The organism is Glutamicibacter sp. AOP12-B1-11 (assembly GCF_052379245.1).
GTDB lineage: Bacteria > Actinomycetota > Actinomycetes > Actinomycetales > Micrococcaceae > Glutamicibacter.
Genome location: NZ_JBQSYL010000037.1, coordinates 1 through 21,797, shown reverse-complemented (window position 1 = coordinate 21,797; position 21,797 = coordinate 1). Strand labels below are relative to the sequence as shown.

The 21,797-nt window shown below is 64.0% G+C and carries 19 protein-coding genes; 11 read left to right on the top strand and 8 right to left on the bottom strand.

Annotated features, from left to right (window positions below):
• The first annotated feature begins 104 nt into the window (after positions 1-104).
• Positions 105-1,367 carry an MFS transporter gene (locus tag ACT3UQ_RS17625; RefSeq protein WP_444637630.1) on the top strand — a complete coding sequence of 421 codons (1,263 nt, stop codon included), beginning with the start codon at positions 105-107 and terminating at the stop codon, positions 1,365-1,367.
• Positions 1,368-1,443: 76 nt separating this feature from the next.
• Here ACT3UQ_RS17625 and ACT3UQ_RS17620 read toward each other — a convergent pair whose 3' ends face one another.
• Positions 1,444-2,178 (bottom strand): IclR family transcriptional regulator, encoded by a 735-nt coding sequence (locus ACT3UQ_RS17620; protein WP_258133793.1) that lies wholly within the window; start codon positions 2,176-2,178, stop codon positions 1,444-1,446.
• 243 nt (positions 2,179-2,421) lie between these two features.
• On the opposite strand from ACT3UQ_RS17620, the gene ACT3UQ_RS17615 reads away from it, so the two are divergent.
• On the top strand, positions 2,422-3,762 hold the full coding sequence (locus ACT3UQ_RS17615) for an MFS transporter (RefSeq protein ID WP_105554801.1): 1,341 nt from the start codon (positions 2,422-2,424) through the stop codon (positions 3,760-3,762).
• Between the two features lie 50 nt (positions 3,763-3,812).
• Here ACT3UQ_RS17615 and ACT3UQ_RS17610 read toward each other — a convergent pair whose 3' ends face one another.
• On the bottom strand, positions 3,813-4,820 hold the full coding sequence (locus ACT3UQ_RS17610; RefSeq protein ID WP_105554800.1) for a LacI family DNA-binding transcriptional regulator: 1,008 nt from the start codon (positions 4,818-4,820) through the stop codon (positions 3,813-3,815).
• An 82-nt stretch (positions 4,821-4,902) separates the two neighbouring features.
• On the bottom strand, positions 4,903-6,591 hold the full coding sequence (locus ACT3UQ_RS17605; RefSeq protein ID WP_444637629.1) for a glycoside hydrolase family 13 protein: 1,689 nt from the start codon (positions 6,589-6,591) through the stop codon (positions 4,903-4,905).
• A 257-nt stretch (positions 6,592-6,848) separates the two neighbouring features.
• Here ACT3UQ_RS17605 and ACT3UQ_RS17600 point away from each other — a divergent pair, with 257 nt between their 5' ends.
• From ACT3UQ_RS17600 to ACT3UQ_RS17575, 6 genes are all read left to right on the top strand, one after another.
• The gene (locus ACT3UQ_RS17600; RefSeq protein ID WP_444637628.1) at positions 6,849-8,117 is read left to right on the top strand and encodes a sugar ABC transporter substrate-binding protein; all 1,269 of its coding nucleotides are present in this window, start codon (positions 6,849-6,851) and stop codon (positions 8,115-8,117) included.
• Positions 8,118-8,212: 95 nt separating this feature from the next.
• Complete coding sequence (locus tag ACT3UQ_RS17595; RefSeq protein WP_444637627.1) at positions 8,213-9,808, top strand: ABC transporter permease subunit; 1,596 nt, start codon at positions 8,213-8,215, stop codon at positions 9,806-9,808.
• Entirely contained in the window at positions 9,808-10,701 is an 894-nt protein-coding gene (locus tag ACT3UQ_RS17590) for a sugar ABC transporter permease (RefSeq protein ID WP_105554797.1), read from the top strand. Before ACT3UQ_RS17595 ends, ACT3UQ_RS17590 begins: the two co-directional genes overlap by 1 nt.
• Positions 10,702-10,810: 109 nt before the next feature.
• Entirely contained in the window at positions 10,811-11,797 is a 987-nt protein-coding gene (locus ACT3UQ_RS17585) for a hypothetical protein (RefSeq protein WP_141393454.1), read from the top strand.
• 75 nt (positions 11,798-11,872) lie between these two features.
• Complete coding sequence (locus ACT3UQ_RS17580; protein WP_444637626.1) at positions 11,873-12,616, top strand: TetR/AcrR family transcriptional regulator; 744 nt, start codon at positions 11,873-11,875, stop codon at positions 12,614-12,616.
• A gap of 90 nt (positions 12,617-12,706) precedes the next feature.
• The gene (locus ACT3UQ_RS17575) at positions 12,707-14,149 is read left to right on the top strand and encodes an MFS transporter (protein WP_444637625.1); all 1,443 of its coding nucleotides are present in this window, start codon (positions 12,707-12,709) and stop codon (positions 14,147-14,149) included.
• A gap of 108 nt (positions 14,150-14,257) precedes the next feature.
• On the opposite strand, the gene ACT3UQ_RS17570 is transcribed toward ACT3UQ_RS17575, so the two are convergent.
• A complete protein-coding gene (locus tag ACT3UQ_RS17570; RefSeq protein WP_444637624.1) occupies positions 14,258-14,920 on the bottom strand; it encodes a phosphoribosyltransferase in 663 nt (220 codons plus the stop codon).
• Between the two features lie 179 nt (positions 14,921-15,099).
• Between ACT3UQ_RS17570 and ACT3UQ_RS17565 the strand changes: the two genes are divergently transcribed.
• Positions 15,100-15,465 (top strand): META domain-containing protein, encoded by a 366-nt coding sequence (locus tag ACT3UQ_RS17565; protein WP_219843969.1) that lies wholly within the window; start codon positions 15,100-15,102, stop codon positions 15,463-15,465.
• An 84-nt stretch (positions 15,466-15,549) separates the two neighbouring features.
• On the opposite strand, the gene ACT3UQ_RS17560 is transcribed toward ACT3UQ_RS17565, so the two are convergent.
• The 3 genes from ACT3UQ_RS17560 to ACT3UQ_RS17550 form a co-directional block, all read right to left on the bottom strand.
• Complete coding sequence (locus ACT3UQ_RS17560; RefSeq protein WP_444637623.1) at positions 15,550-16,647, bottom strand: fatty acid desaturase family protein; 1,098 nt, start codon at positions 16,645-16,647, stop codon at positions 15,550-15,552.
• A gap of 175 nt (positions 16,648-16,822) precedes the next feature.
• Positions 16,823-18,463, bottom strand: a complete 1,641-nt coding sequence (locus ACT3UQ_RS17555) for an ABC-F family ATP-binding cassette domain-containing protein (protein WP_444637622.1) — start codon at positions 18,461-18,463, stop codon at positions 16,823-16,825.
• Between the two features lie 44 nt (positions 18,464-18,507).
• Positions 18,508-19,152: an IclR family transcriptional regulator gene (locus ACT3UQ_RS17550; RefSeq protein ID WP_096283798.1), complete on the bottom strand. Its 645-nt coding sequence runs from the start codon at positions 19,150-19,152 to the stop codon at positions 18,508-18,510.
• A 219-nt stretch (positions 19,153-19,371) separates the two neighbouring features.
• Between ACT3UQ_RS17550 and ACT3UQ_RS17545 the strand changes: the two genes are divergently transcribed.
• Positions 19,372-20,469 (top strand): isocitrate/isopropylmalate dehydrogenase family protein, encoded by a 1,098-nt coding sequence (locus ACT3UQ_RS17545; RefSeq protein ID WP_444637621.1) that lies wholly within the window; start codon positions 19,372-19,374, stop codon positions 20,467-20,469.
• Between the two features lie 13 nt (positions 20,470-20,482).
• Positions 20,483-21,472: an NAD(P)-dependent oxidoreductase gene (locus tag ACT3UQ_RS17540; protein ID WP_444637620.1), complete on the top strand. Its 990-nt coding sequence runs from the start codon at positions 20,483-20,485 to the stop codon at positions 21,470-21,472.
• Positions 21,473-21,574: 102 nt separating this feature from the next.
• On the opposite strand, the gene ACT3UQ_RS17535 is transcribed toward ACT3UQ_RS17540, so the two are convergent.
• On the bottom strand, positions 21,575-21,797 hold a 223-nt coding region (locus ACT3UQ_RS17535; RefSeq protein ID WP_444637619.1), incomplete at its 5' end, for a GMC oxidoreductase.

Below are 21,797 nucleotides of genomic sequence, written 5' to 3'. Positions count from 1 at the left end.
CTGGTATGTTGAAAGTAGTGCCATCAGGCATGTCTGGGAAATTTTGTGTGTCGGGGGGCGTGGGACGACACACGCTTTGTTGTGGAGAATTGTTGACTCAACATATGTTGTCCAACGAACCGAACGAAATCATCGAACCTAAACCAGGTTTTGCATCATTGGTTCCGATGGTTGGTACCGCGTACCTTCCGTTATCTTTCTTTGCCCGGCTTCCGCTGGCAATGCTCACCATTGGGTCCATGACCCTGGTGACTGCCTCCTCGGGATCCTATGCACTCGGCGGCCTGAGCGCCGCCATGGTCGGCTTGGGTTCGGCCATCGGCGGACCGACGCTCGGCTATCTGGCCGACCGTTTGGGCCAGCGCCCCGTCCTCATTCCGGCTGCGATCCTGCACACCATCTTGCTGCTCGTACTCACCTGGTATGGAAACAGCGGGCCGGGCATGGTGGTCGGCGTGCTCGTGCTGATTTCCCTGCTTGCCGGTGCCACCGGCCCGCAAGTCGGCCCGATGTCGCGGGTGCGCTGGATTTCGATGACACGCCAGCAGAAGAGAAACCCGAAGGTGCTCACCGCTGCGCTCAGCCTTGAATCCATGCTCGACGAGCTCGGCTTCGTCTTTGGCCCGGTAGCCGTTGGCCTGCTGGCATCGCTACTGCACCCCACCTTGCCATTGTTGATTGCCGCGGTACTCACCGTGGTGCTCGTCCCGGTCTTTGCCAAGCACCGCACCGGTGACGCGGTGAAGCTGCACGCCGCCACCGCGCAGACCGGAAAGGTCCGCATCGGTCGTGCCCGGCTCGCCGCGATTGGCGCGCTGGTTATGGGCATGATCGGCTTGGGCACCGTCTTTGGCTCATCGGCCGCGGGCACCCTCGCCTTTGCCGGCGCCCAGGGGGACTCGAACCAGGGCGGACTGCTCTATGGAGCGATGGGTATTTCCAGCGCCTTGGCTGCCGTGTCCGTGGCCGCCTGGCCGCAAGGGTTCAGCCAGATTAACCGCTGGATCACCTGCGGTCTAGCGCTGACTATCGCCAGCTTCGGATTGCATTTTGCGGCAACCGTCCCATGGATGCTGCTGGCCTTGTTCGTCGCGGGCTTCGCGGTGGGGCCGGTCATCGTGACGGTGATGACCCTCGGCGGGGAGGTCGCTCCGCCGAAGTTGCTGTCCACCGTGATGACGCTGCTGTCGGCGGGCATCGTGGTGGGTACCTCGATCGGGAACGGATTGGCCGGGCTGCTCGCCGACTCGGCAGGCTATCTCGGGGCCTTCTGGGTCTCCAGCGCGGCCGCATTCCTGATACTGCTCGCCGCATTGGCCATGAAGCTGATCGTCTCCCAGGCGCCGTCCTTGTCGCGGGTACGGTAGCGTAGCTTGTGATTCAGCGAAGGCTCCTTCCCGGGTGGGAAGGAGCCTTCGCTCATCTGTGGTGCTTTTGCTGGCGCTAGTCCAGCTCGTCGCCGATGTTCAGCGCAGCTTCCTTGAGCGCGCGGACAATGCGTTCGCGATCATCCACGGTGCTCGTGGCGAAGACTACCGCGATCGCCGCAGGTGTTGGCCCGTTGTGGGAGATGGGAACCGCAATGGCCGTGACACCTTGGATCACTTCATCCTCACTGGTGGCGTACCCCTCGATGCGCGCGGCGCGCGCAGGCTCCCGGTACTCGATACCGGTTTGCATCGCGTCCCATTGGCCGCGCGTGTATTTGGACTGGATCGCGATCCCCGGGGCACCGATATCCATGCCATGGACCGAACCGGGGCGGTGAACGATGGCGCGGTGCGAGTGCAGCGGTTCGACCGACTGCAAGGTGGTGCACATGTCATGCTCCCAGACGGCGATGAAGGCGGTCATCGACAGTTCGTTGGCGATCTTGGTCAGCTCCGGCATCGCGGCGGTTTGCAGGTCACGCTGCACCGACCGGGCCAGTGCCGCTAATCCCGAGGCGGTTCGAATCCGGCCGGCTTCGTCGCGGCTGAGCAGACGGTGCTCTTCCAAGGTGCGCAATATCCGGTAGGCGATGGAACGGTGCACGTCGAGCTCGGCGGCGATTTCCGCGATGGTCAGATTGACCGTGGAGTCCGCAACGATCTCCAATACCCGGATACCACGAGACAAAGTTTGCGAGGATGACATCTTCTTCATTCCGGCGCTGCCGCCGAAAATTCCGACGGACAAATCGCCTTGGGCTCGACGCTAGTAGTTCTCAAAGCGAGTCTAAGGGTTCTCTATCCGAACGGCGAATTCGTTTTTAGAATTTCGTTGCCCCGCAGGTCTGCTGAATCGCCCGTGGCCCCACGGCCCGAAATGTGGCCCGCGCCTCGTTGGCTTGTGAGGATGATCACTCATAATCTACTATTGGTTTGTTACCCGTCCGAACGGTCGGTATTTAATCGCATCTTCAGCTGAGGACACTCGCACATGTCTACAACCGTATCCCGCACCCAGGAAGAGCGGCGCGTTCTCGCCGGCACCCTGGTCGGTACCACCATCGAGTGGTACGACTTCTTCATTTTTGCCCAGCTCACCGCAACCTTGCTGACTCCGCTGTTCCTGGAACCGCTGGGTGAATCGAACCCTGCGTTGGCGCAGATCCTTTCCTTCGCCATGATCGGCATTTCCTTCTTCTTCCGTCCGTTGGGCGCCGTCGTGGCTGGCCACCTGGGCGACCGCTACGGCCGGAAGAAGATCCTGGTGCTGACGCTGATCCTCATGGGCGTGGCCACCTCGCTGATCGGTGTCTTGCCGACCTACGCTGCGATCGGCATCGGCGCGCCAATCCTGCTGGTGCTCTTGCGTGTGATCCAGGGCTTCTCGGCAGGTGGCGAATGGGGCGGAGCGGCGCTGATGGCCGTGGAGCACGCACCGAATGCCCGTCGTGGCTACTTTGGCGCCTTCCCGCAGATCGGTGTGCCCATCGGCATGATTCTGGCCACCGGGCTGCTGTTCATCCTGCGGGTGTCGATGACTCCCGAACAGTTCCAGTCATGGGGCTGGCGCATTCCATTCCTGCTGTCGGTGGTGCTGATTCTTGTCGGCTACATGATTCGCCGCGCGGTGGAAGAGTCCCCGGTCTTCAAGGCCATGGCACAGCGCAAGGCTTCGGAGCACACCCCGCTGCGCGAACTGATGAGCACGAACCTCAAGCAGGTACTGCAGGCGGCGCTGATCTTCGTTTCCAACAACGCGGCCGGTTACCTGGTGATCGCGTTCTTCATCTCCTACACCACCAAGGTGCTGGGGATGGAGCTGGCGCCGATCCTGCTGGCGACCACCATCGGCTCGGTCGGCTGGCTGATCTTCACCCTGGTCGGCGGCTGGCTTTCGGATAGGATCGGACGCCGCAATACGTTCGTCATCGGCTACGGGATTGTGTTCGTCTGGATGATTCCGATGTTCATGCTCGTGGACACCGCGAATATCGTGCTCTACACGATCGGGATTTTTGTGCTCACCATCGGCCTGGGTCTTTCCTACGGCCCGCAGTCGGCGATGTACGCCGAGATGTTCCCGGCACGCATCCGCTACTCGGGCATCTCCATCGGCTACGCGCTCGGTTCGATCCTCGGCGGCGCCTTCGCCGCGACCGTCGCGCAGATCCTGCTGACCGCTACCGGCTGGTCCGGGTCGATCGCGGTCTACATTATGGTGCTGACCGTGATTTCCGCCGGCGCCGTGCTGTGGGTTGGCGAAACCCAGGGCCGCAACCTGCATCTGGAAGAAGTTGAAGGCGAAGAGGCTCCGGCATCCACCCTCGGCTAGTCATGCCGCGGCCAAAACAATAACTTAATAGCGGCGACGCGCCCACCGGCCTAGGCCGGTGGGCGCGTTGTCGATGAACGCACGATGAGCCGATGCTTGATCTGGTGCCCCTCGGCGGCTTCCAGCCCGCGGATGGTGCGCAGCAGCATCGCCACGGCCGTTTCGCCCTGTTCATGCGGACGCTGCTCGATGGTTGTCAGGCCGAACATTTCGGCGAGCTCATGATTGTCGATGCCGATCACCGACAGATCGTGGGGAAGCTGCAGGCCCAGATCCCGGGCGGCGAGCATCGCCCCGATGGCCATCTCATCGCTCGCGGCAAAGATCGCGGTGGGGCGGTGCCCCGGGTGGCCGAGCAGCTGCTTGGCCGCCTCGTAGCCTTGGGCCATGGTGAAATCAGCACCCATATACAATTCGTCGTCCACGCTCAGGCCGGCTTCGCGCAAGGCGCGTTCGTATCCGGCGCGGCGCTGGGTGGGGAGCTGGAAATCCAGGTCGGTTTCCTGGCTGCCGCCGATATGCGCGATCCGCGTATGGCCCAAGGTGATCAGGTGTTCGGTGGCCAGGGCCGCGACGGCTTCCTCATTCAAATACAAGGTGGGTGCCCCGGGCAGCGGCCCGCCCACTCCCACCAGGGGTTTATCCAGTGCATGCAGGGCGGCTACCTCGGCTTCGCTGAGCTCGACGTTCACCGCGATCACCGCGTCCACGCGTTGGCGCAAGAGGAAATCTGAGAAGACCTTTTCGCGCTGATCGACGTCCTTGCTCAACTGGTACAGCGTGGTGTCGTAGCCTTCGCGCATCAGCGCCGTGCTGATCCCTTCGAGCACCGAACCGTAGTACCAGCGGTTGATCATCGGCACCAGCACCCCGATATTGCGCGTTCGCCCCGAGGCCAGCCCCGAGGCGCTGGAGGAGACGACGTAGTCCAGCTCGTCGGCCGCGCGGCGCACCGCGGCCAGGGTGGTGGCCGAGACGTTGCCGCGGCCCGAAAGCGCTCGGGAAACGGTGGCGATGGAAACCCCTGCGGCTTCAGCCACGTCCTTGATACCGGCCACGTTGACCCTTCCTCGATGAATTGCTGAGCGGGTGCGGCATCCGTTGCCCGGATGCCGCACGTACTTTCGAGACTACCGGGCGCTACCGGCGCTCGGCGCCAAGCCACAAGGCCGATTCGGCCTCGATGACCCCGGGCCGTGACTGTTCGGCGCTGGCCTGCAAGACCGGCAGGCCGGCGAGCTGGCCGGGTAGCTCGGCGCGTTGCCCGGCGAAATTCACGATGACGGTCACCGCGCGGTTGCGCAGCGCCAGCAGCTGCTCGCTGCCGGTCTCCAGCCATTGCACGTCGCCGGAGCCCAACTGGTTTTCGCGGCGCAGGCGCAGCAGCGAGCGGTACATATTCAGGGTCGAATCGGGCTGCGCGGCTTGTTCCGAGCGCGCGTAGCGCTTCCAGCTGGCCGGCTGCGGCAGCCAGCTTTCCCCGCTGGCGCTGAAGCCGAAGGCCGGGGCCGCGGCTTCCCAGGGGATGGGAACGCGGCAGCCGTCGCGGCCGTAGCGTTCGCCGTTGGTGCGGAACCAGGTAGGATCCTGCCGGGCGGCATCGGGCAGCTCCATGGCTTCGGGCAGGCCGAGCTCTTCGCCCTGGTAGAGGTAGGCCCCGCCGGGCAAGGCCAGCATCAATGCGGACGCCGCCCGCGCCCGGCGCAGTCCGCGCGCCGGATCCGGGTGATTCGGCGTGAGCGGGCCGATGCCTTCGCCCTGCGGGTTGTCGTCGCGCAATGCCAGGCGCGAGGCATGGCGCACCACATCGTGGTTGGAGAGCACCCAGGTGCTCGGCGCGCCGACGGCGCGGAAGGCGCGCAGGGAGTCGTTGATGACCTGCCGAAGCGCGGGCGCATCCCACTCGGTGCCCAAATACGGGAAGTTGAATGCCTGATGCATTTCGTCATCACGCACCCACTTGGCCATCAGCTCCAGCGGGCTGACCCAGGCTTCGGCGCAAAGCACCCGCTCGCCTTCGTACTCGTCCAGCACCTGGCGCCAGTCGCGGTAGATTTCGTGCACGCCGTCCTGGCCCCACCACGGGGCGAGCACCTCGTCGCCGCCCATGGAATCGCCGTGCGCCGGGGGAGTGAAATCCGGCAAGCCCTCGGCCTTGATCATGCCGTGGGCGACATCCACGCGAAATCCGTCGGTGCCGCGGTCCAGCCAGAAGCGCAAGACATCGCGGAACATGGCGCGCACCTCCTCGTTATGCCAGTTGAAGTCGGGCTGGGAGGAATCGAAGATGTGCAGATAGGCCTGGCCTGGGGAGCCGTCCGGTGCGGCGGTGCGGGTCCACATGGGGCCGCCGAACACCGACTCCCAGTTGTTGGGCAGCGCGCCGGCGGGGGCGTCGCGGAAGATGAAGCGGTCTCTTTCGGGAGAGCCGGGTGCGGCGTTCAAAGCTTGCTGGAACCAGGGGTGCTGATCGGAGCAGTGGTTTGGCACCAGATCGATGATCACGCGCAAGCCGAGTTCGTGGGCCCGGGCCACCATCTTGTCGAAGTCGGCCAAGGTGCCGAACAGCGGATCGACATCGCAGTAGTTGGACACGTCGTAGCCGCCATCTTTTTGCGGGGAGGTGAAGAAGGGGGAGAGCCAGATAGCGTCGATATCCATGTCGGCTAGGGAATCGAGGCGCGAGGTGATGCCTGCCAGATCGCCAATGCCGTCCCCGTTGGCGTCGGCGAAGGAACGGGGGTAGATCTGGTAGATCACCGAGGTGCGCCACCATTCCGAGCCGTGCCCGGACGCTGAGGATTCCGAAAGAGTGCGCGATTGAGTCATGCCGGTAACGATAGGCGATGAACGCACGATTGTAAACGCTTCCAGTAAACCGTTAAGCCGTAGGCGAGTTCGGTGGGGTGAGGGTCGATCGATCCCGGATGCCTGCGGGAGGTGTTGCCAAGCCTGATGATTTGTGTCACTCTGGAAACGCTTACATTCGCGTCGTGATTCACGACACAAAATCAGTCCGGCCCAGGCGCAGCAGATCGAGACTCAGCCGGCGCAGATGAACCAAGTTGCCACGAAAGGTACACCCAATGAAGGTGAATACTCGCTCCCTGATAGTCGGCGGGGCCATGACGGCCATCGCCGCCCTCTCGCTGACCGCCTGCGGCGGATCCGGCACGAGCACTGAACCGGCGGCCTCCAACTCCCCGGCGGCTTCCTCCTCGGCACCGGCATCCGCCGGATCGCTGACCGTCTGGGTGGACGCCAACCGCGAACCGGTGCTGAAACAGGCGGCCAAGGAATTCGCCGCCAGCAGCGGCGTGAAAGTGGATCTGGTCATCAAGGACTTTTCCAAGATCCAGGAAGACTTCCTTCGCCAGGTTCCCACCGGCAAGGGTCCAGACATCACCATCGGCGCCCACGACTGGTTGGGCAACCTGGTAAACAACGGCGTCGTGCAGCCGGTCGAACTCGGCGATAAGGCGGCGGACTTCCAAGACGTCGCGGTCACCGCGATGAGCTACGAGGGCAAGGCCTACGGCGTTCCATACGCCACCGAAAACCTGGCGCTGCTGCGCAATACCGAGCTGGCCGGTGAAGCACCGGCCAGCTTTGAGGACATGATCGAGGCGGGCGAAGAATCGGGTGCCGAATTCCCATTCCTGGTCCAGGTCTCCGAAACCGGGGACCCCTTCCACCTGTACCCATTCCAGACCTCCTTCGGCGCACCGGTCTTCGGCACCGATGAGACCGGCGCCTACGACGCCAGCAAGTTGGAACTGGGCAACGACGGCGGTGCAGAATTCGCCAAGTGGATGGCCGAGCAGGGCAAGGAAGGCACGCTGAAAACCTCGGTGGACAGCGACATCGCCAAGGAGAAGTTCATCTCCGGAGACTCGCCATTCCTGATCACCGGCCCATGGAACGTCGAGGCCGCCGAAGAAGCGAAAATCGAGCTCGCCATCGACCCGATCCCCAGCGCCGGCGGCGAACCGGCCCAGCCATTTGTCGCCGTCCAGGGGTTCTTCGTCTCCTCCAAGACCGAAAACCTGTTGGCAGCCACCGAATTCTTGACCAACTACATCGGCACCGAAGAGGTGCAGACCGAATTGTATGCGGTCGGCGATCGCCCGCCGGCAAACAAGGCTGCCTTCGAAGCAGCCAAAGTCGACGAGGTAGTTGCCGCCTTCGGCGAGGTCGGCGAGAACGGCGTTCCGATGCCGAACGTGCCGGAAATGGCAGCGGTCTGGGAATTCTGGGGTGTGGCCGAGGCGGATATCATCTCCGGCAAGGCCAAGGATCCAGTCAAGCGCTGGGATGAAATGGCTGCGGACATCGAAGCCGCAATTTCCAAGTAGACACCAGCGGCCGCTGGGATCCGACCCGCCTGGGCGGACCCCGGCGGCCGCAGCATCGATTATCGCTCACTAAAGACCGCTCGAGGAATTACGGGATGACCATGAAAACCACCGCGCCGAAAGACCGTGCGCCGCAGGATGAACCAGCTAAGCTTTCTTCCACGGCCCAAGGCTTCACGCGCAACCTGAACGCCGGGCTCGGAGCGATGCTCGTCAAGATCCTGGCCATCGCGGTCCTCGACGCGACGGCGATCTTCGCGGTGTTCCTGGCCGTAGCCAAGGATGCGCTGCTGATCGCCAGCATCATCGCGGTGATCACCTTGGTCATCAACGCCATTTACTTCAAGCGCGGCTGGCTGCCGGCAAAGTACCTGGCTCCCGGGGCGGTGTTCCTGCTGATCTTCCAGGTCTTCGTGATCGGCTACACCGGGTATATCGCCTTCACCAACTACGGCTCCGGGCATAATTCGGACAAGGACGACGCGATCATGTCGCTGCTGCAAACCAACCAGCAGCGCGTGCCGGAATCCGCCGGCTACCCGGTCACCGTGCTCGACGGCGCCGATGGCCTGGCCCTCTTGGTCGAACGCGAGGGGCAGTCGCTGGTGGGCGACGTCCAGCACCCGCTGGCACCCATCGACCCGGACGCGCTAGGGCAGTACACCCAGCTTTCCTTCGCCGACCTGCTCGGCCGCCAGCAGGAAGTCACCTCGCTGGCGGTGCCGATCAGCGAGAACCCGGCCGACGGAACGCTGCGCACCTCCGACGGGCGCACCGCCTACCAATACACCTCCACCCTGGTCTATGAGCCAAACGCGGACACGATGACCGATTCGGCCACCGGCCTCGTCTACCGGGATACCGGAGTCGGAGCCTATAGCGCGCCAAGCGGCGAGCAGCTCATGCCCGGCTGGTCGATCAACGTGGGCTTTGACAACTTCACCCGCGCGGTTACCGACTCCTCGATCCGCGGCTCGCTGATCTCCGTGACCGCCTGGACCTTTGGCTTCGCCTTCCTCTCGGTGGCCACCAGCTTCTTCCTCGGCCTATTCCTGGCCATCGTGTTCAACGACCTGCGGATGAAGGGGCGCAAGGTCTACCGGGTGATCTCGATCCTGCCCTACGCGTTCCCCGCCTTCCTCGGCGGCCTGGTCTGGGCCGGCATGCTGAACAAGGACTTCGGCTACGTGAACCAGGTGCTCTTCGGCGGGGCGTCGATCCCGTGGCTGACCGACCCGTGGCTGGCGAAGTTCTCGGTGCTCTGGGTCAACCTGTGGCTGGGCTTCCCGTACATGTTCCTGGTGTGCACCGGTGCGCTGCAGTCGATTCCCGACGAACTGGCCGAGGCGGCCAAGATCGATGGGGCCAAACCCTGGCAGATCTTCCGGCTGATCAAATTGCCGCTGCTGCTGGTCTCCGTCGCCCCGCTGCTGATCTCCTCCTTCGCGTTCAACTTCAATAACTTCAACGTGATCTACATGCTCACCGAGGGCGGGCCGCGGCTAGCCGATTCGGGGATGAACGTCGGGGCCACGGACATCTTGATCTCCATGGTGTACAAGGTCGCCTTCGTCGGCTCGCAACGCGATTACGGGCTGGCCAGCGCGTTTTCCATCATCATCTTCCTGATCGTCTCGCTCGTCGCGGTCATCAGCTTCAAGCAGACCAAGGCCTTGGAGGAACTGAACTAATGAGTACTTCGATTTCCACCCCACGCAAGGCGCCGAAAAAGGGCTTTGGCCAATGGTTCGCGGCCACCGGCTGGCGGCACCTGATCGGTGTGGCCCTGTGCATCTACGCGGCCTTCCCGCTGCTCTACGTGCTCTCCGCCTCGCTGAATCCCAATGGCACCCTGCTCTCCTCCAACGGCTTCTTCTCCACCATCGGCTTCGAAAGCTACGCCAAGCTGTTCGCCAACGAACAGCGTCCCTTCGCTGCCTGGTTCGCCAACACCATGTTCATCGGGCTGACCACCGCCGCCGCCTCGGTCTTCCTCGGCGCTCTCGCCGCCTACAGCTTCAGCCGGATGCGCTTCAAGGGGCGGCGCTTCGGGCTGGTCTCGCTGCTGGTCGTGCAGATCTTCCCGCAGCTGCTGGCCGTGGTGGCGATCTTCATCCTGCTGACCACGCTGGGAGAGGTGTACCCGGGGTTGGGCATCGACAACCAGATCGCGCTGATCATGGTCTACCTCGGCGGCGCGCTGGGCGTGAACACCTATCTGATGTACGGGTTCTTCAACACCGTGCCGGTGGAAATCGACGAGGCCGCCAAGATCGACGGGGCCGGGCACGCACGGATCTTCTTCACCATGATCCTGCGCCTGGTCGCACCGATCCTCGCCGTGGTGGGGCTGCTGTCCTTCATCTCCACCACCAGCGACTTCGTGATCGCCTCCGTGGTGCTGGTCAGCCCGGAAAACCAGACCCTGGCGGTGGGCCTGTACTCCTACGTTTCCGAGGAGTTCACCTCAAACTGGTCGGTGTTCGCCGCCGGTGCGGTGCTCGCCGCGATCCCGGTGATGGCGCTGTTCCTGTTCCTGCAGAAGTACATCGTTGGCGGACTGACCGCAGGGGCCGGAAAATAGGCGCCTGCCGATCGCCCTGAAAAGGGACTGCCACGTGATGGGACACCGCAAACGCGGTGTCCCATCCGCCTTCGCGAAACTGGCCGGTCCACCGCGTAAAGTAAGCCCCATGAAGTCACGCCTTCCCCGAGCCTCGCGCAAATATGTGGAGCAGCTGCGCCACGAGTTGAGCCACCTGACTCCTGCGGAACGAAATAAGATCATCGAGCAGACCCGAGCAAAAATCCACAAGCTCCCGGGGCGTGGCCGCACCCAGGTTGAGCTGATCGAACAGCTGGGAACCGCGGGCATGCGCGCGGCGAAATTCCAGCGCACCGCACCCGAGGCGCTCCAGGTGCGCAGCGGCAAAGAATTCCTGAACCGCATCCTCGGTTGGCCGATCCTCGCCTTCGCGCTGCTCACCACCGTAGTGGTGTACTTCGGCCCCATTGCGGCACCGGGGAACGCCGGCGACTGGACGCCCTTCGCCGACGGCGCGAACGGGGGACTAGCGCGGCTCGAAGCGCTGGTCGGAGCGCAGGTGATCTGGGTGGCGATCCTGCCGGTGCTGCTCAGCGTGGTGGGCCTTTACCTGCAGAACATTTTCTCCACGGTCATCGGGTTGCTCGGTGCGAGCTTCATGACGCTCGTGGTGGTCGTGGGGTCCTCGGGCATCGGACTCTTCTTCCTGCCCATCACCGTGCTGCTCTGGGCGCAGGTGCTCACTCCACTGATCATGATGCGCGGCTCCATGGCCCGGCCCGGCCCGCTGTGGCTGATCGCCGGGGCATTGCTCGTGCTGGCCACCGGGGTCTGGGTGGTTTCCGCGGGGCTGCGCACCAGTGAGCTGAACGGCTGGCTGATCATCGGTCCGGCGAGCCTGCTCGGCCTGCTCGCGGTGCTGCTGCCCACCCGCCAATGGTGGGCGCACATCCTCTTGGTCAGCGTCGGCATTCTGGTGATCGCCGCCGGCCTGGTCGCCGCGTTCAACTCCATCGGCTCGCTGGCGCTCATCGGCCCATGGGCTTCCGGAGGCGTCGCGTTCGCCGTAGGGCATTTGGCGCTCGCCGGAAATCTCTGGCACGAGCGGGCACGCAAGCTGCTGGCGCTGTATTAGACCCATTGTTGCGATAAAAACCGGTCGGCCGGCGAGAGACCGAAAGCGGGCGCTGTCTAGGCCTAGACTGTTGCTATGAGCGAAGCCACAAACCAGCCACCGGAGATTTCTGCAAAGCGCGGGCGCGGCCGCCCACGCAAGGATTCCAACTGGACCACATTCGCCCGCGAGGATCTGGTCGAACGGGCGCTGATCATCGCCGGGGACGAAGGCTTCGCGGCGGTGACCATGCACCGCCTGGCCACCGAGTTCAAGGTGACCCCGCGCGCGCTCTACAACTACGTCAAGGACCGCCAGGAAATCATCAACCTCGCGGTGGAGCTCTTCTTGGACAAGGCGCCGCTGATCGATTTTGATCCGGCGCACTGGCAGGCGAGCGTACGCATGGCCTATGCCGAATCGCGCCGGCTCCATCGGGCGTTCCCGCGGGCCTCACTGGTGGGCATGGAGGAAAACGTCAATGTGACCATCGGTCCACGGCATGCGCTGCTGGTTGAGAGATTGCTCCAGTTCTACGTCGATATCAACTTGCCGCTGAACACCGCGGTGACCATGGTTCGCGCCCTGGAGCAGGATGTGCTCGGCTTCGGGCTGCGCTTCGACTACACCTATGACCGGCTGCCCGAAGAGCATAAAGAACTTGTCACCCGCGTGATGCCAGAATCGCGGCTGGATGCCGCCGCGCAGGTGGCCGCGCCGCAATGCCGCGCGGCGCTGCAGCTGCCCGGCCAAACCAGCGACGAAATGTTCGAGGACCTGATCGAACTGCGCATCATCGCGATCGAAGCAATCCTGGCCAAGAACGTGGCCTCCCACTAGGGAATAAGTTCTCGACTCCGTGCGCTGAACTACTTGTGCACGCCATCCGGCCACCGCCGCTGGCGCAGCTAAATCGTGGAAAGTTGGACTATGCCCGAGCGATCTTTGACGGTACCGGAACCGCTGTCGTCCGGCGCGCGCTGGCGACTGCTCTGGGTGCTGCTGGCGACCATGTTCATGTCCCTGGTCAGCGTCAGCATCGTGAACGTGGTGCTGCCATCGATCGAGACCACCCTCGGTGCCTCCGAAGCCGATATGCAGTGGGTGCTGGCCGGCTACGCGCTGACCTTCGGTGTGGTGCTGGTGGCCGCCGGCCGTGCCGGAGACGTGCTGGGCCGCGGCGTGGTGTTCGTTGCCGGCGTGGTCATCTTCACGCTCTCATCCATCCTCGCTGGCCTGGCGCCGGACCCAACGAGCCTGAACATTGCCAGATTCATTATGGGCTTGGGATCCGGGCTGCTCAACCCGCAGGTGATGGGCATGATCCAGCAGCATTTCAAGGGCCCCGAACGCGGACGCGCCTACGGGCTGCTCGGTACCGTCATCGGCGTCTCCGTGGCGATCGGCCCGGTGCTCGGCGGCTTCCTCATCGGCTGGCTCGGCCCCGATGCCGGGTGGCGCTGGACCTTCTTGATCAACGTACCGGTGGGCATCATCGCCGTGCTCTTGGCCCTGCTGTGGCTTCCCCGACCGCTGCTCGTGCGCGGCACCGGAAAGCTGGATCTGGACCCGGTGGGCGGCATATTGCTGGCGGCCGGCCTGCTCGCCTTCCTGCTGCCTTTTGTGCAGGGGCGCGAAAACCCCGCCCTGTGGGCGCTGCTCGTCGTGGGCCTGGGGATCTTGGTCTTCTGGGTGCACTGGGAGAAGAAGTACAAGGCGCGCGGACGCGCCCCGATGGTCGAGTTGTCCTTGTTCAAGATTTCCAGCTTCACCAACGGAAGCCTGATCGCCGGGCTGTACTTCATGGGAGTCAGCAGCGTCTGGGTTCTGGTGGCCATCTATGTGCAAAGCGCGCTGGACTTCAGCGCCCTGCAGGCGGGGCTGATCTGCCTGCCGGCGGCCTTGCTCTCGGCAGTCAGTTCCCAGCTGGCGGGAAACTACGTGATGAGTGTCGGACGCAAGCTGATCGTCTTCGGCGCCGGCAGCGCGTTGTTCGGCCTGCTGGCCACGATTATGGTGGTGGAGCTCGAAGCACGGGGTCTGCTCAACATCTGGTGGATGATGCTCTCGCTGGCCTTCATCGGCATCGCGCAGGGATTCATTATTTCCCCGAACCAGACCTTGACGCTGATGGAAGTTCCCGTGGAAAACTCCGGCAGCGCCGGAGGGCTCATGCAGACCTCGCAGCGTGTCGGCACCGCAGTGGGCCTGGCAATGATCACCGCGATCTTCTACGGTGCGAACCATCTGTCCGGCTGGACCAACGCGATGAGCTTCTCCTTCGTAGCCATCGCGCTGCTGGTGCTGATCACCATGTTTGTCGCCATTATCGATCAGCGCAAAGGGCACCGGGACCTGATCTCGATCGCCTAAGCGACCGCTCGAAAGCGCTGCTGCCGGCTTCATCGGCTTGCTGCTGAAGTTCAACTTTGTGGAGGCCTCGATCACCCCGGGTCGGGTGATGGCAGCTGTCGTGCGTGCTCAACTTGTTGCGCGCAGGAGGGCGAGCGCTTGTTGCTCGCCGGTGGCATCGAATCGGTCGTAGAACCGGCCCACGGCGCCAAAATACTGCGGGAGGTGCAACGCGAAGTACTCATCACAGAATTCGGCCAATTCCTCGGGCGACGTTGCCGGGGCCACCGGCACGGCGGCGATCAGTCGGTGGGCGCCGAGCCGGCGGGCGAGCAGCAGGGCCGCCTTCATCGTGGCCCCGGTGGCCAGCCCGTCGTCGCATAGGACGAGGGTGGCTCCTGCTAGCGGGGGAGCGTAGTCGGCGAAGACCCGTGCTAGCCGGTCGGCCTCGGTGCGGGCGCGGCCTTCCACCTTCTCCACCGTGGACCGTCCGAAGTCGGCGAGCACCTGGGCATGGATCGCGGGGTTGAGGTAAGTTGCGAGGCTGCCGCGATAGCTGGCCAGCGCGCCGAAGGCCGTCTCGGCAAAGCCCGGAACCCCCAATTTGCGCACCGTCATAGCGGCCACCGGGGCACCTAACGCCTCGGCGACCTCGGCGGCGATCGGCACTCCTCCGCGCAGCAAGCCGGCGACCAGGTAATTTGCCGGCGGCAGGTTGCTGGCGAGCCGAACTCCCAGCTGCCTGCCGGCATCGTGTCGATCGGCGAACATCGGTGCTGCTTCGGTACCCATCCTCTTAGTCTGCGCGCTTCTGGCCAAGGGCGAAAGGGGACCTAAAGATCGGGCGAAGAAGTCCTTGCGCCCCGGGCGCAGCCGGCCAAGCTGGGCAATCCATCGGGGTGTGCCGGGTGCGGGCCACGAATTATTGCTACTTCGTTGGATCGCCGCCCGCCTCGTTCTACGCTGGGACTATGAAGCGATTTCTAGCAGTTCTAGTGATGCCGCTCCTTGCGGTGAGCCTTGCCTCCTGCGCCGGTAGCTCCGGGGCGGGCGCGGACCCCGCCGGGCTCTGGGGCGAGAAGGCGCAGGGCAGTCCGTGGCTCGAGCTGGCCGAGGATGGAAAGGTGTCGGGCAACGATGGCTGCAATCGGATCGCCGGGCAATGGAGCGAGGCCGACGGCGAGATCCGCTTCGAGCAGCTGAGCAGCACCAAGATGTACTGCCCGGGAATCGACCCGTGGTTGGCTTCCGCGGTGGCCGCCCAGGTCTCGGGCGATACCATGCTCGTCCTGGACGCGGATAACGCGGAGGTCGGCACGCTGAAACGCGGTGAGTAGCCAAGGGCCCAAGCGGCGGCAAAAAAGCCTCAGGGGAGGATCCGAAATGGATCCTCCCCTGAGGCTTTGCGCGGTGCGGGAAAACTAGATGGTTCGGAAACCGGTGACCATCGGGCAATCGAATGGGTCGCGGGCCGAGAGGCCAACCTTGTTCAGGTAGGTGATGACCTGGGAGTAGGACTCACGCACGGTGGCGATGGTGTACGGAACCTGGTGGTCCTCGCAGTACTGGCGTACGATCTTGGACACGGCAGCCAGGTTGGCGCGTGGCATCGACGGGAACAGGTGGTGCTCCACCTGGTAGTTCAGCCCGCCATAGACATGCGACAGGATGCGGTTGCCCCAGCTGGACTTCGCCATGATGTTACGCCCGGTCAGAACCTGGCGGGAGAAGAAGTCGATGCGTGCGGTCTGCGGAATCATGGGCATGCCCTTGTGATTCGGTGCGAAAGACGCACCCATGTAGACGCCGAAGACTGCCAGCTGTACGCCGATGAAGGCGAAGGCCATGCCGATGGGCAGGAAGTAGAAGATCGCGGCCAGGTAGATCACGATGCGCAGCGCGATGGAGAACATTTCGCGTTTGCGGTTTTTCACCCGGTTCGCGCGGAACAGGTACTTGATCGAGAGCATGTGAAGGTTCAGGCCCTCCATGGTCAGCAACGGGAAAAACAGGTATCCCTGGCGCTCGGTGATCCACTTGAGCACACCACGCTGGCGCTTGGCATCTTCGGTCTGGAACGAGATGGTGTCCCACTCGATATCCGGGTCCTTGCCGATGGTGTTCGGGGTGGCGTGGTGCTTATTGTGCTTGTTCATCCACCACTGGTAGCTGATGCCGACCACAATGTTGGCCAGGAACTGGCCCAGCTTGTCATTGCCCTTTGACGAAGTCAGGATCTGGCGGTGCGCCGCTTCGTGGGCGAGGAAGGCGAATTGGGTCAGCAAGAGGCCCAAGGCGCCGGCCATAAGCAGCTGGAACCAACTGTCTCCGAGCAGGACGAATCCGGCAATCGTGCCGCCCAGCAGGACGGTTAAGACGATCGCCACGCCGAGGTAGTGGCCGCGGCGGCGCTGGACCAAACCGGCATCGGCGACGAGCTTCTTCACGTGGAAGAAGCTTTTCGGATCACCGGGTTTGACGGAAGGTGCGGTGGATTCCATGACTGAACTGCTACTCATGTAAATATCCTTGGGGTATAGGCGTCGACTTCACAGTCGAAAGAACTGAAAAACTCGGCTCCCATATTTAAAAGCTTACGTTGAATATCTGTGAACTGACTGTCCGGCGGGCAGAATTTCAAATTGTTTCGATCGTATTTGCCGTCCAAGTCCTTGGCAAGAGGACCGCGCCCGGTCAGTGGCGCACGGTGAGCTGGCCGTCCGAGATTTCCCAGCGCGCGTCGAGACGCACATTTTCCAGCATCCGCCGATCGTGGGTGACGAGCAGCAGCGCGCCTTCGTAGCTTTCCAGCGCCTCTTCGAGCTGTTCGATGGCCGGCAAATCGAGGTGGTTGGTGGGCTCGTCGAGCACCAGCAGATTCACCCCGCGCGCCTGCAGCAGCGCCAAGCCAGCGCGGGTGCGTTCCCCGGGGGAGAGCGCACCGACCAGGGCGGCCGAATGGTTGGCCTTCAACCCGAATTTCGCCAGCAGGGTGCGTGCATCGGCCGAGGTCATCTCCGGCAGGGCGTTTTCGAAGGCGGTGCCCAGGGGCAGCTCTTCGGGCAGGTAGCTGCGCGCCTGGTCGATCTCGCCGATGGCTACCGAGGTGCCCAGCGTTGCGGTGCCCGAATCCGGGGACAGCTTGCCCAGCAGCAGGTTCAGCAGCGTGGACTTCCCCGCGCCATTGGGTCCGGTGATGCCGATCTTCTCCCCGGCGTTCAGCTGGATGGACAGCGGGCCGAAGCTGAAAAGCCCGCGCTCCAAGGCGACCTCGTTGAGCGTGGAGACCACGGATGAGGAACGCTCGGCCGCGGCGATCTCGAACTGCAGCACCCATTCCTTGCGCGGTTCGGCCACCTCTTCCAGACGCTTGATCCGCGATTCCATCTGCCGCACCTTCTGCGCCTGCTTCTCGGAGGACTCGTTGGAGGCCTTGCGGCGCAGCTTGTCGTTATCCGGGTTCTTCTTCATCGCGTTGCGCACCCCCTGGGAAGACCATTCGCGCTGGGTGCGGGCCCGGGAGACCAGATCGGCCTTCTTGCCGGCGAACTCCTCGTAGGCCTCGCGGGCATGGCGGCGGTTGATCTCGCGTTCCTCCAGATAGGAGTCGTAGCCGCCCTCGTAGACCGCGACCTGGTGCTGCGCCAGATCCAGCTCCACGATGCCGGTGGTGCAGCGGGCCAGGAATTCGCGGTCGTGGGAGACCAGCACGACGCCCGCGCGCAGCGAGGTGATAAAGCTTTCCAGACGCTGCAGTCCGGCCAGGTCCAGATCGTTGGTGGGTTCGTCGAGCAGCACCAGATCGAAGCGCGAGAGCAGCAGGGCGGCCAACGCGATGCGCGCCACCTGCCCGCCGGACAGCGCGGTCATCAGCGAGTCGATGGGCAGCTCGAAGCCGAGCTCCGCCAGCACGCCCGGGGCGCGGTCCTCCAGGTCCATGGCCCCGGAGGCCATCCAGTGCTCGAAGGCCACCGCATAGGCGTCATCGGCCCCGGGATCCCCGGAGCCCAGCGCCTCGGCGGTGGCTTCCATGGCGGCGGTGGCCTGCGCGCAGCCGGTGCGGCGGGCCAGGTACGCGGCGATGGATTCGCCGGCGATCCGCTCGTGCTCCTGCGGCATCCAGCCGATGAACGCGCCGTCCGGGGCGGTGGATACGCTCCCGACCATCGGCTCGTCGACCCCCGCCAGCAGCCGCAGCAAGGTCGTCTTGCCGGCGCCATTGGCGCCCACGATGCCATAGACCTCTCCGGGGGAGAGCGTGAAGCTGAGATTGGAGAAGAGGGTTCGATCGGCGTGGCCCCCGGCAAGGTCCTTGGCCACCAGTGTTGCAGTCATGGCTTCAAGTTTAGGTTCTTCTCGCCGCGCGCTCGCGCACGCCCCTAGCGTTGGTTGGCGAAGGCCTGGGAAATCTGCGCGGCGGTGTGGGCCACCAGCGCTCCGTGGTCCGCGCCGGGGGAGACCGCGCAGCGCGAGAGCGGCATGGCCAGGCAGATGGAGGCCACCACGTGGTCTTTCTGGGTGATCGGCGCGCTGACCGAGCCGAGGCCCGGGGTGCGCAGTCCCACCGATTCCACCCAGCCGTTGGCTTCCACCGCGGAAATGGCCGCGGCATCGAAGGCCAGCAGCCGGCCGCTGGAGCCGTGGGGCAGGGCCAGGCTGGCGCCGACGGGCAGGGTGGCTTTCAGCTCGTGCCGCGAGTCGACCGAGGCGACGCAGACGCGCGAGTCTCCGCGGCGGATCCACAGCTGCGCGGTCTCCCCGGTGGTGTCGCGCAGCTCGGTCAGGTAGCTGAGCCCCACGATTTCCAGGCGGCTGCGCACAAAGCGCCGGCCGAGGCTGAAGCTGCCCGAGGGTTCGCGGCGCAGGAAGTCGTATTCGGCCAGATTCAGCGCCAACCGGTGTGCGGTGGAGGTTGACAGCCCGGTGCGTCGGGCTAATTCGCTGGCCGTGGCGTCGCCGAATTCCAGCGCGTCAAGAATCAGGCAGATGCGGTCGAGCTGGCGGTTTGCGGTGGTCTCGGACAAGTGCTTGGCCTTTTCACTGGAGGGAAATACCGTCCCGGTCGGCGGTTATTGCCACTTGGAGGTAACTAATTCCTACTGTATGGGAAATCGAGGGGTGCAATCAAGAGTGGAAATGCCGCGCTACGGGCTGGTGATTCCCCTCGCCCCCTGCTATCGTGTTCCCACTAAATAGCAACAATTTCCCATAAGGTGGGAATGATCGTCGAAGGTAGGAAAGTTATGGCGCAGTACGAAATTTCGGTGATCCCCGGCGACGGGATCGGCCCCGAGGTCCTAGACTCCGCACTGGCGGTGCTCGGCGAATGCGAAAAGCAGTTCGACCTGAAGCTGAATTACACCACCTATGACTTCAGCGCCGACCTCTACCGACGCACCGGACGCAAGATCACCGCGGCGGACATGGACGTGATAGGCGAAACCGATGCGGTGCTCTTCGGCGCCATGGGGCTTCCCAATGTGCGCGACGAGCACGGCCTGGAGCTCGGTGCTCAGGTGGAAATGCGTGCGCACTACAAACTCTTCGCCAGCCTGCGCCCGGTGAAGCTCTTCGCCGGCGTGCCTTCCGCGGTGAAGGCCGAAAGCGTGGACATGCTGGTCATCCGCGAGACCTCCGAGGGGATGTTCGCCGGGCTCCACGATGCCCACGAGCCCAGCGATGAGCAGGCCTCCGACCGGATGACCATAACCCGCGCCACCTGCGAGAAACTCTTCGACGTGGCCTTCGCCGAGGCCCGCGCCCGGCGCACGCGCGGCACCCCGGGACGGGTCACCCTGCTGCACAAGTCCAATGCGCTGCGCAGCAATGTGCTGATGGAGAAGGTCTTCGACGAGGTGGCCGCGAAGAACACCGACATCGAGAGCAACAAGTTCTACATCGATGCCGGCTCGATGTACCTGGTCACCGATCCGGAACGCTTCGACGTGATCGTCAGCGAGAACATCTTCGGCGACATCACCTCGGAGATCGCCGCCGGGCTGGTCGGCGGGCTGGGCGTGGCCCCCTCGGCCGATGTGAGCCTGAGCCACGGGGTCTTCCAGCCCTCGCACGGCAGCGCCCCGGATATCGCCGGGACCGGCATCGCCAACCCGATCGCGATGATACTCTCCGCCGCGATGATGCTGAACTGGCTTGGCGAACGCCGCGCAGATGCCGCCTGCCTGCAAGCCGCACGCCACATCAACGAAGCGGTGGAACAGGTGCTGGCCAGCGGGCCGCGCACCAAGGACATCGGCGGCACCGCCAGCACCGGACAAGTCACCGACGCGGTGCTCCAGGCATTGAAGTCCACCGCCAAGCTATCCACCCAGAGCTTCTAGGAAGGTACGGAAGATGAATCAGAAGGTACTTTTTCTGAACCCACTGAAGGACTACATCGACGGGCTGGAACGCTCCACTCCGGCGGGGTTCCAGCTGACCGTGCTGCCCGCCGGCACCTCGGTCCAGCGCATGTGCCGCGAAGCGGCGGAGACGGACTTCATTATCGCGGGCATCGAAATCCCCGAAGAAGTCTTCCGGGCCGCGGGAAAGGCGAAGTTCATCCAGTACATGAGCTCGGGCTACGGGCAATTGCCCTTGGAGGTGCTCAACGACCTGGGCATTCCCGTCGCGCAGATGAAAACCCACTCGATCTCCGTCGCCGAGCACGCGCTCACCCTGATCCTCACCCTGCTGCGCCGCATCCCGGCCTCCACCGCGGCGCTGCGCGAAGGCAAATGGCGTCAAGACCTGGACGAAGCCTCCTACTCGGAGCTCTACGGCAAGACCGTGGGCATCGTGGGGCTGGGAAATATCGGGCGCTGGGTGGGCAAGGTGGTGCATCACGGTTTCGGGGCGAACGTGGTCTTCTACGACAACGCCGAAATCCCGCTGACCGTCTCCGAGCTGATCTCCGCCAAGCAGGTCTCGCTCGATGAACTGCTGCGCGTCTCGGACGTCGTCTGCGTGAATCTTCCGCTGAACGCCGACTCGGAGAAGCTGATCGGCCGCGAAGAACTGGCCAAGATGAACGCGCGCAGCGTGCTGGTCAACGTCGGGCGCGGCGAGGTGATCGATGAGGAAGCGCTGATCCAGGCGCTGCGCGAAGGGCGAATCGCCGGAGCCGGACTGGACGTGTTCGCAAGCGAGCCGCTGAGCCTGAACAGCGAACTGCTGGAGCTTCAGAGCGTGCTCTGCACCCCGCATATGGCCGGTGTGGGCTGGGAAAACGTGGCGCGGCGCATCGAGACCGTGTGGGAGAACCTCGATGCGGTGTTGCGTGGGGAGGTCCCGCGTGGGGTGATCACGGCGACCAAGCGTGCGCCGGAGATCCAAGCGGTTTAGCGGTCGCAAGGCCAACGATCAATTGGCCGTTGGCAATGGTGGCACAACTTGAAGCGGGGATTGCCGCCGTATATCCGGCGGCAATCCCCACTGGCAGCTGGCTCAGCTGCCGCGGATCAGTTCGGCGCAGCGCTCACCGATCATCATCACCGTGAGATTCGGATTCACCGTCACCAACTCCGGCATCACCGACGCATCGGCCACCCGCAACCCGGTCACCCCCTTAACCCGCAGCTGAGGATCCAACGGCGACATCGCATCCTCTACAGCCCCCATCCGCACGCTGCCGGCCGGATGATACACGGTGTTATGCGTGCGCTTGAGG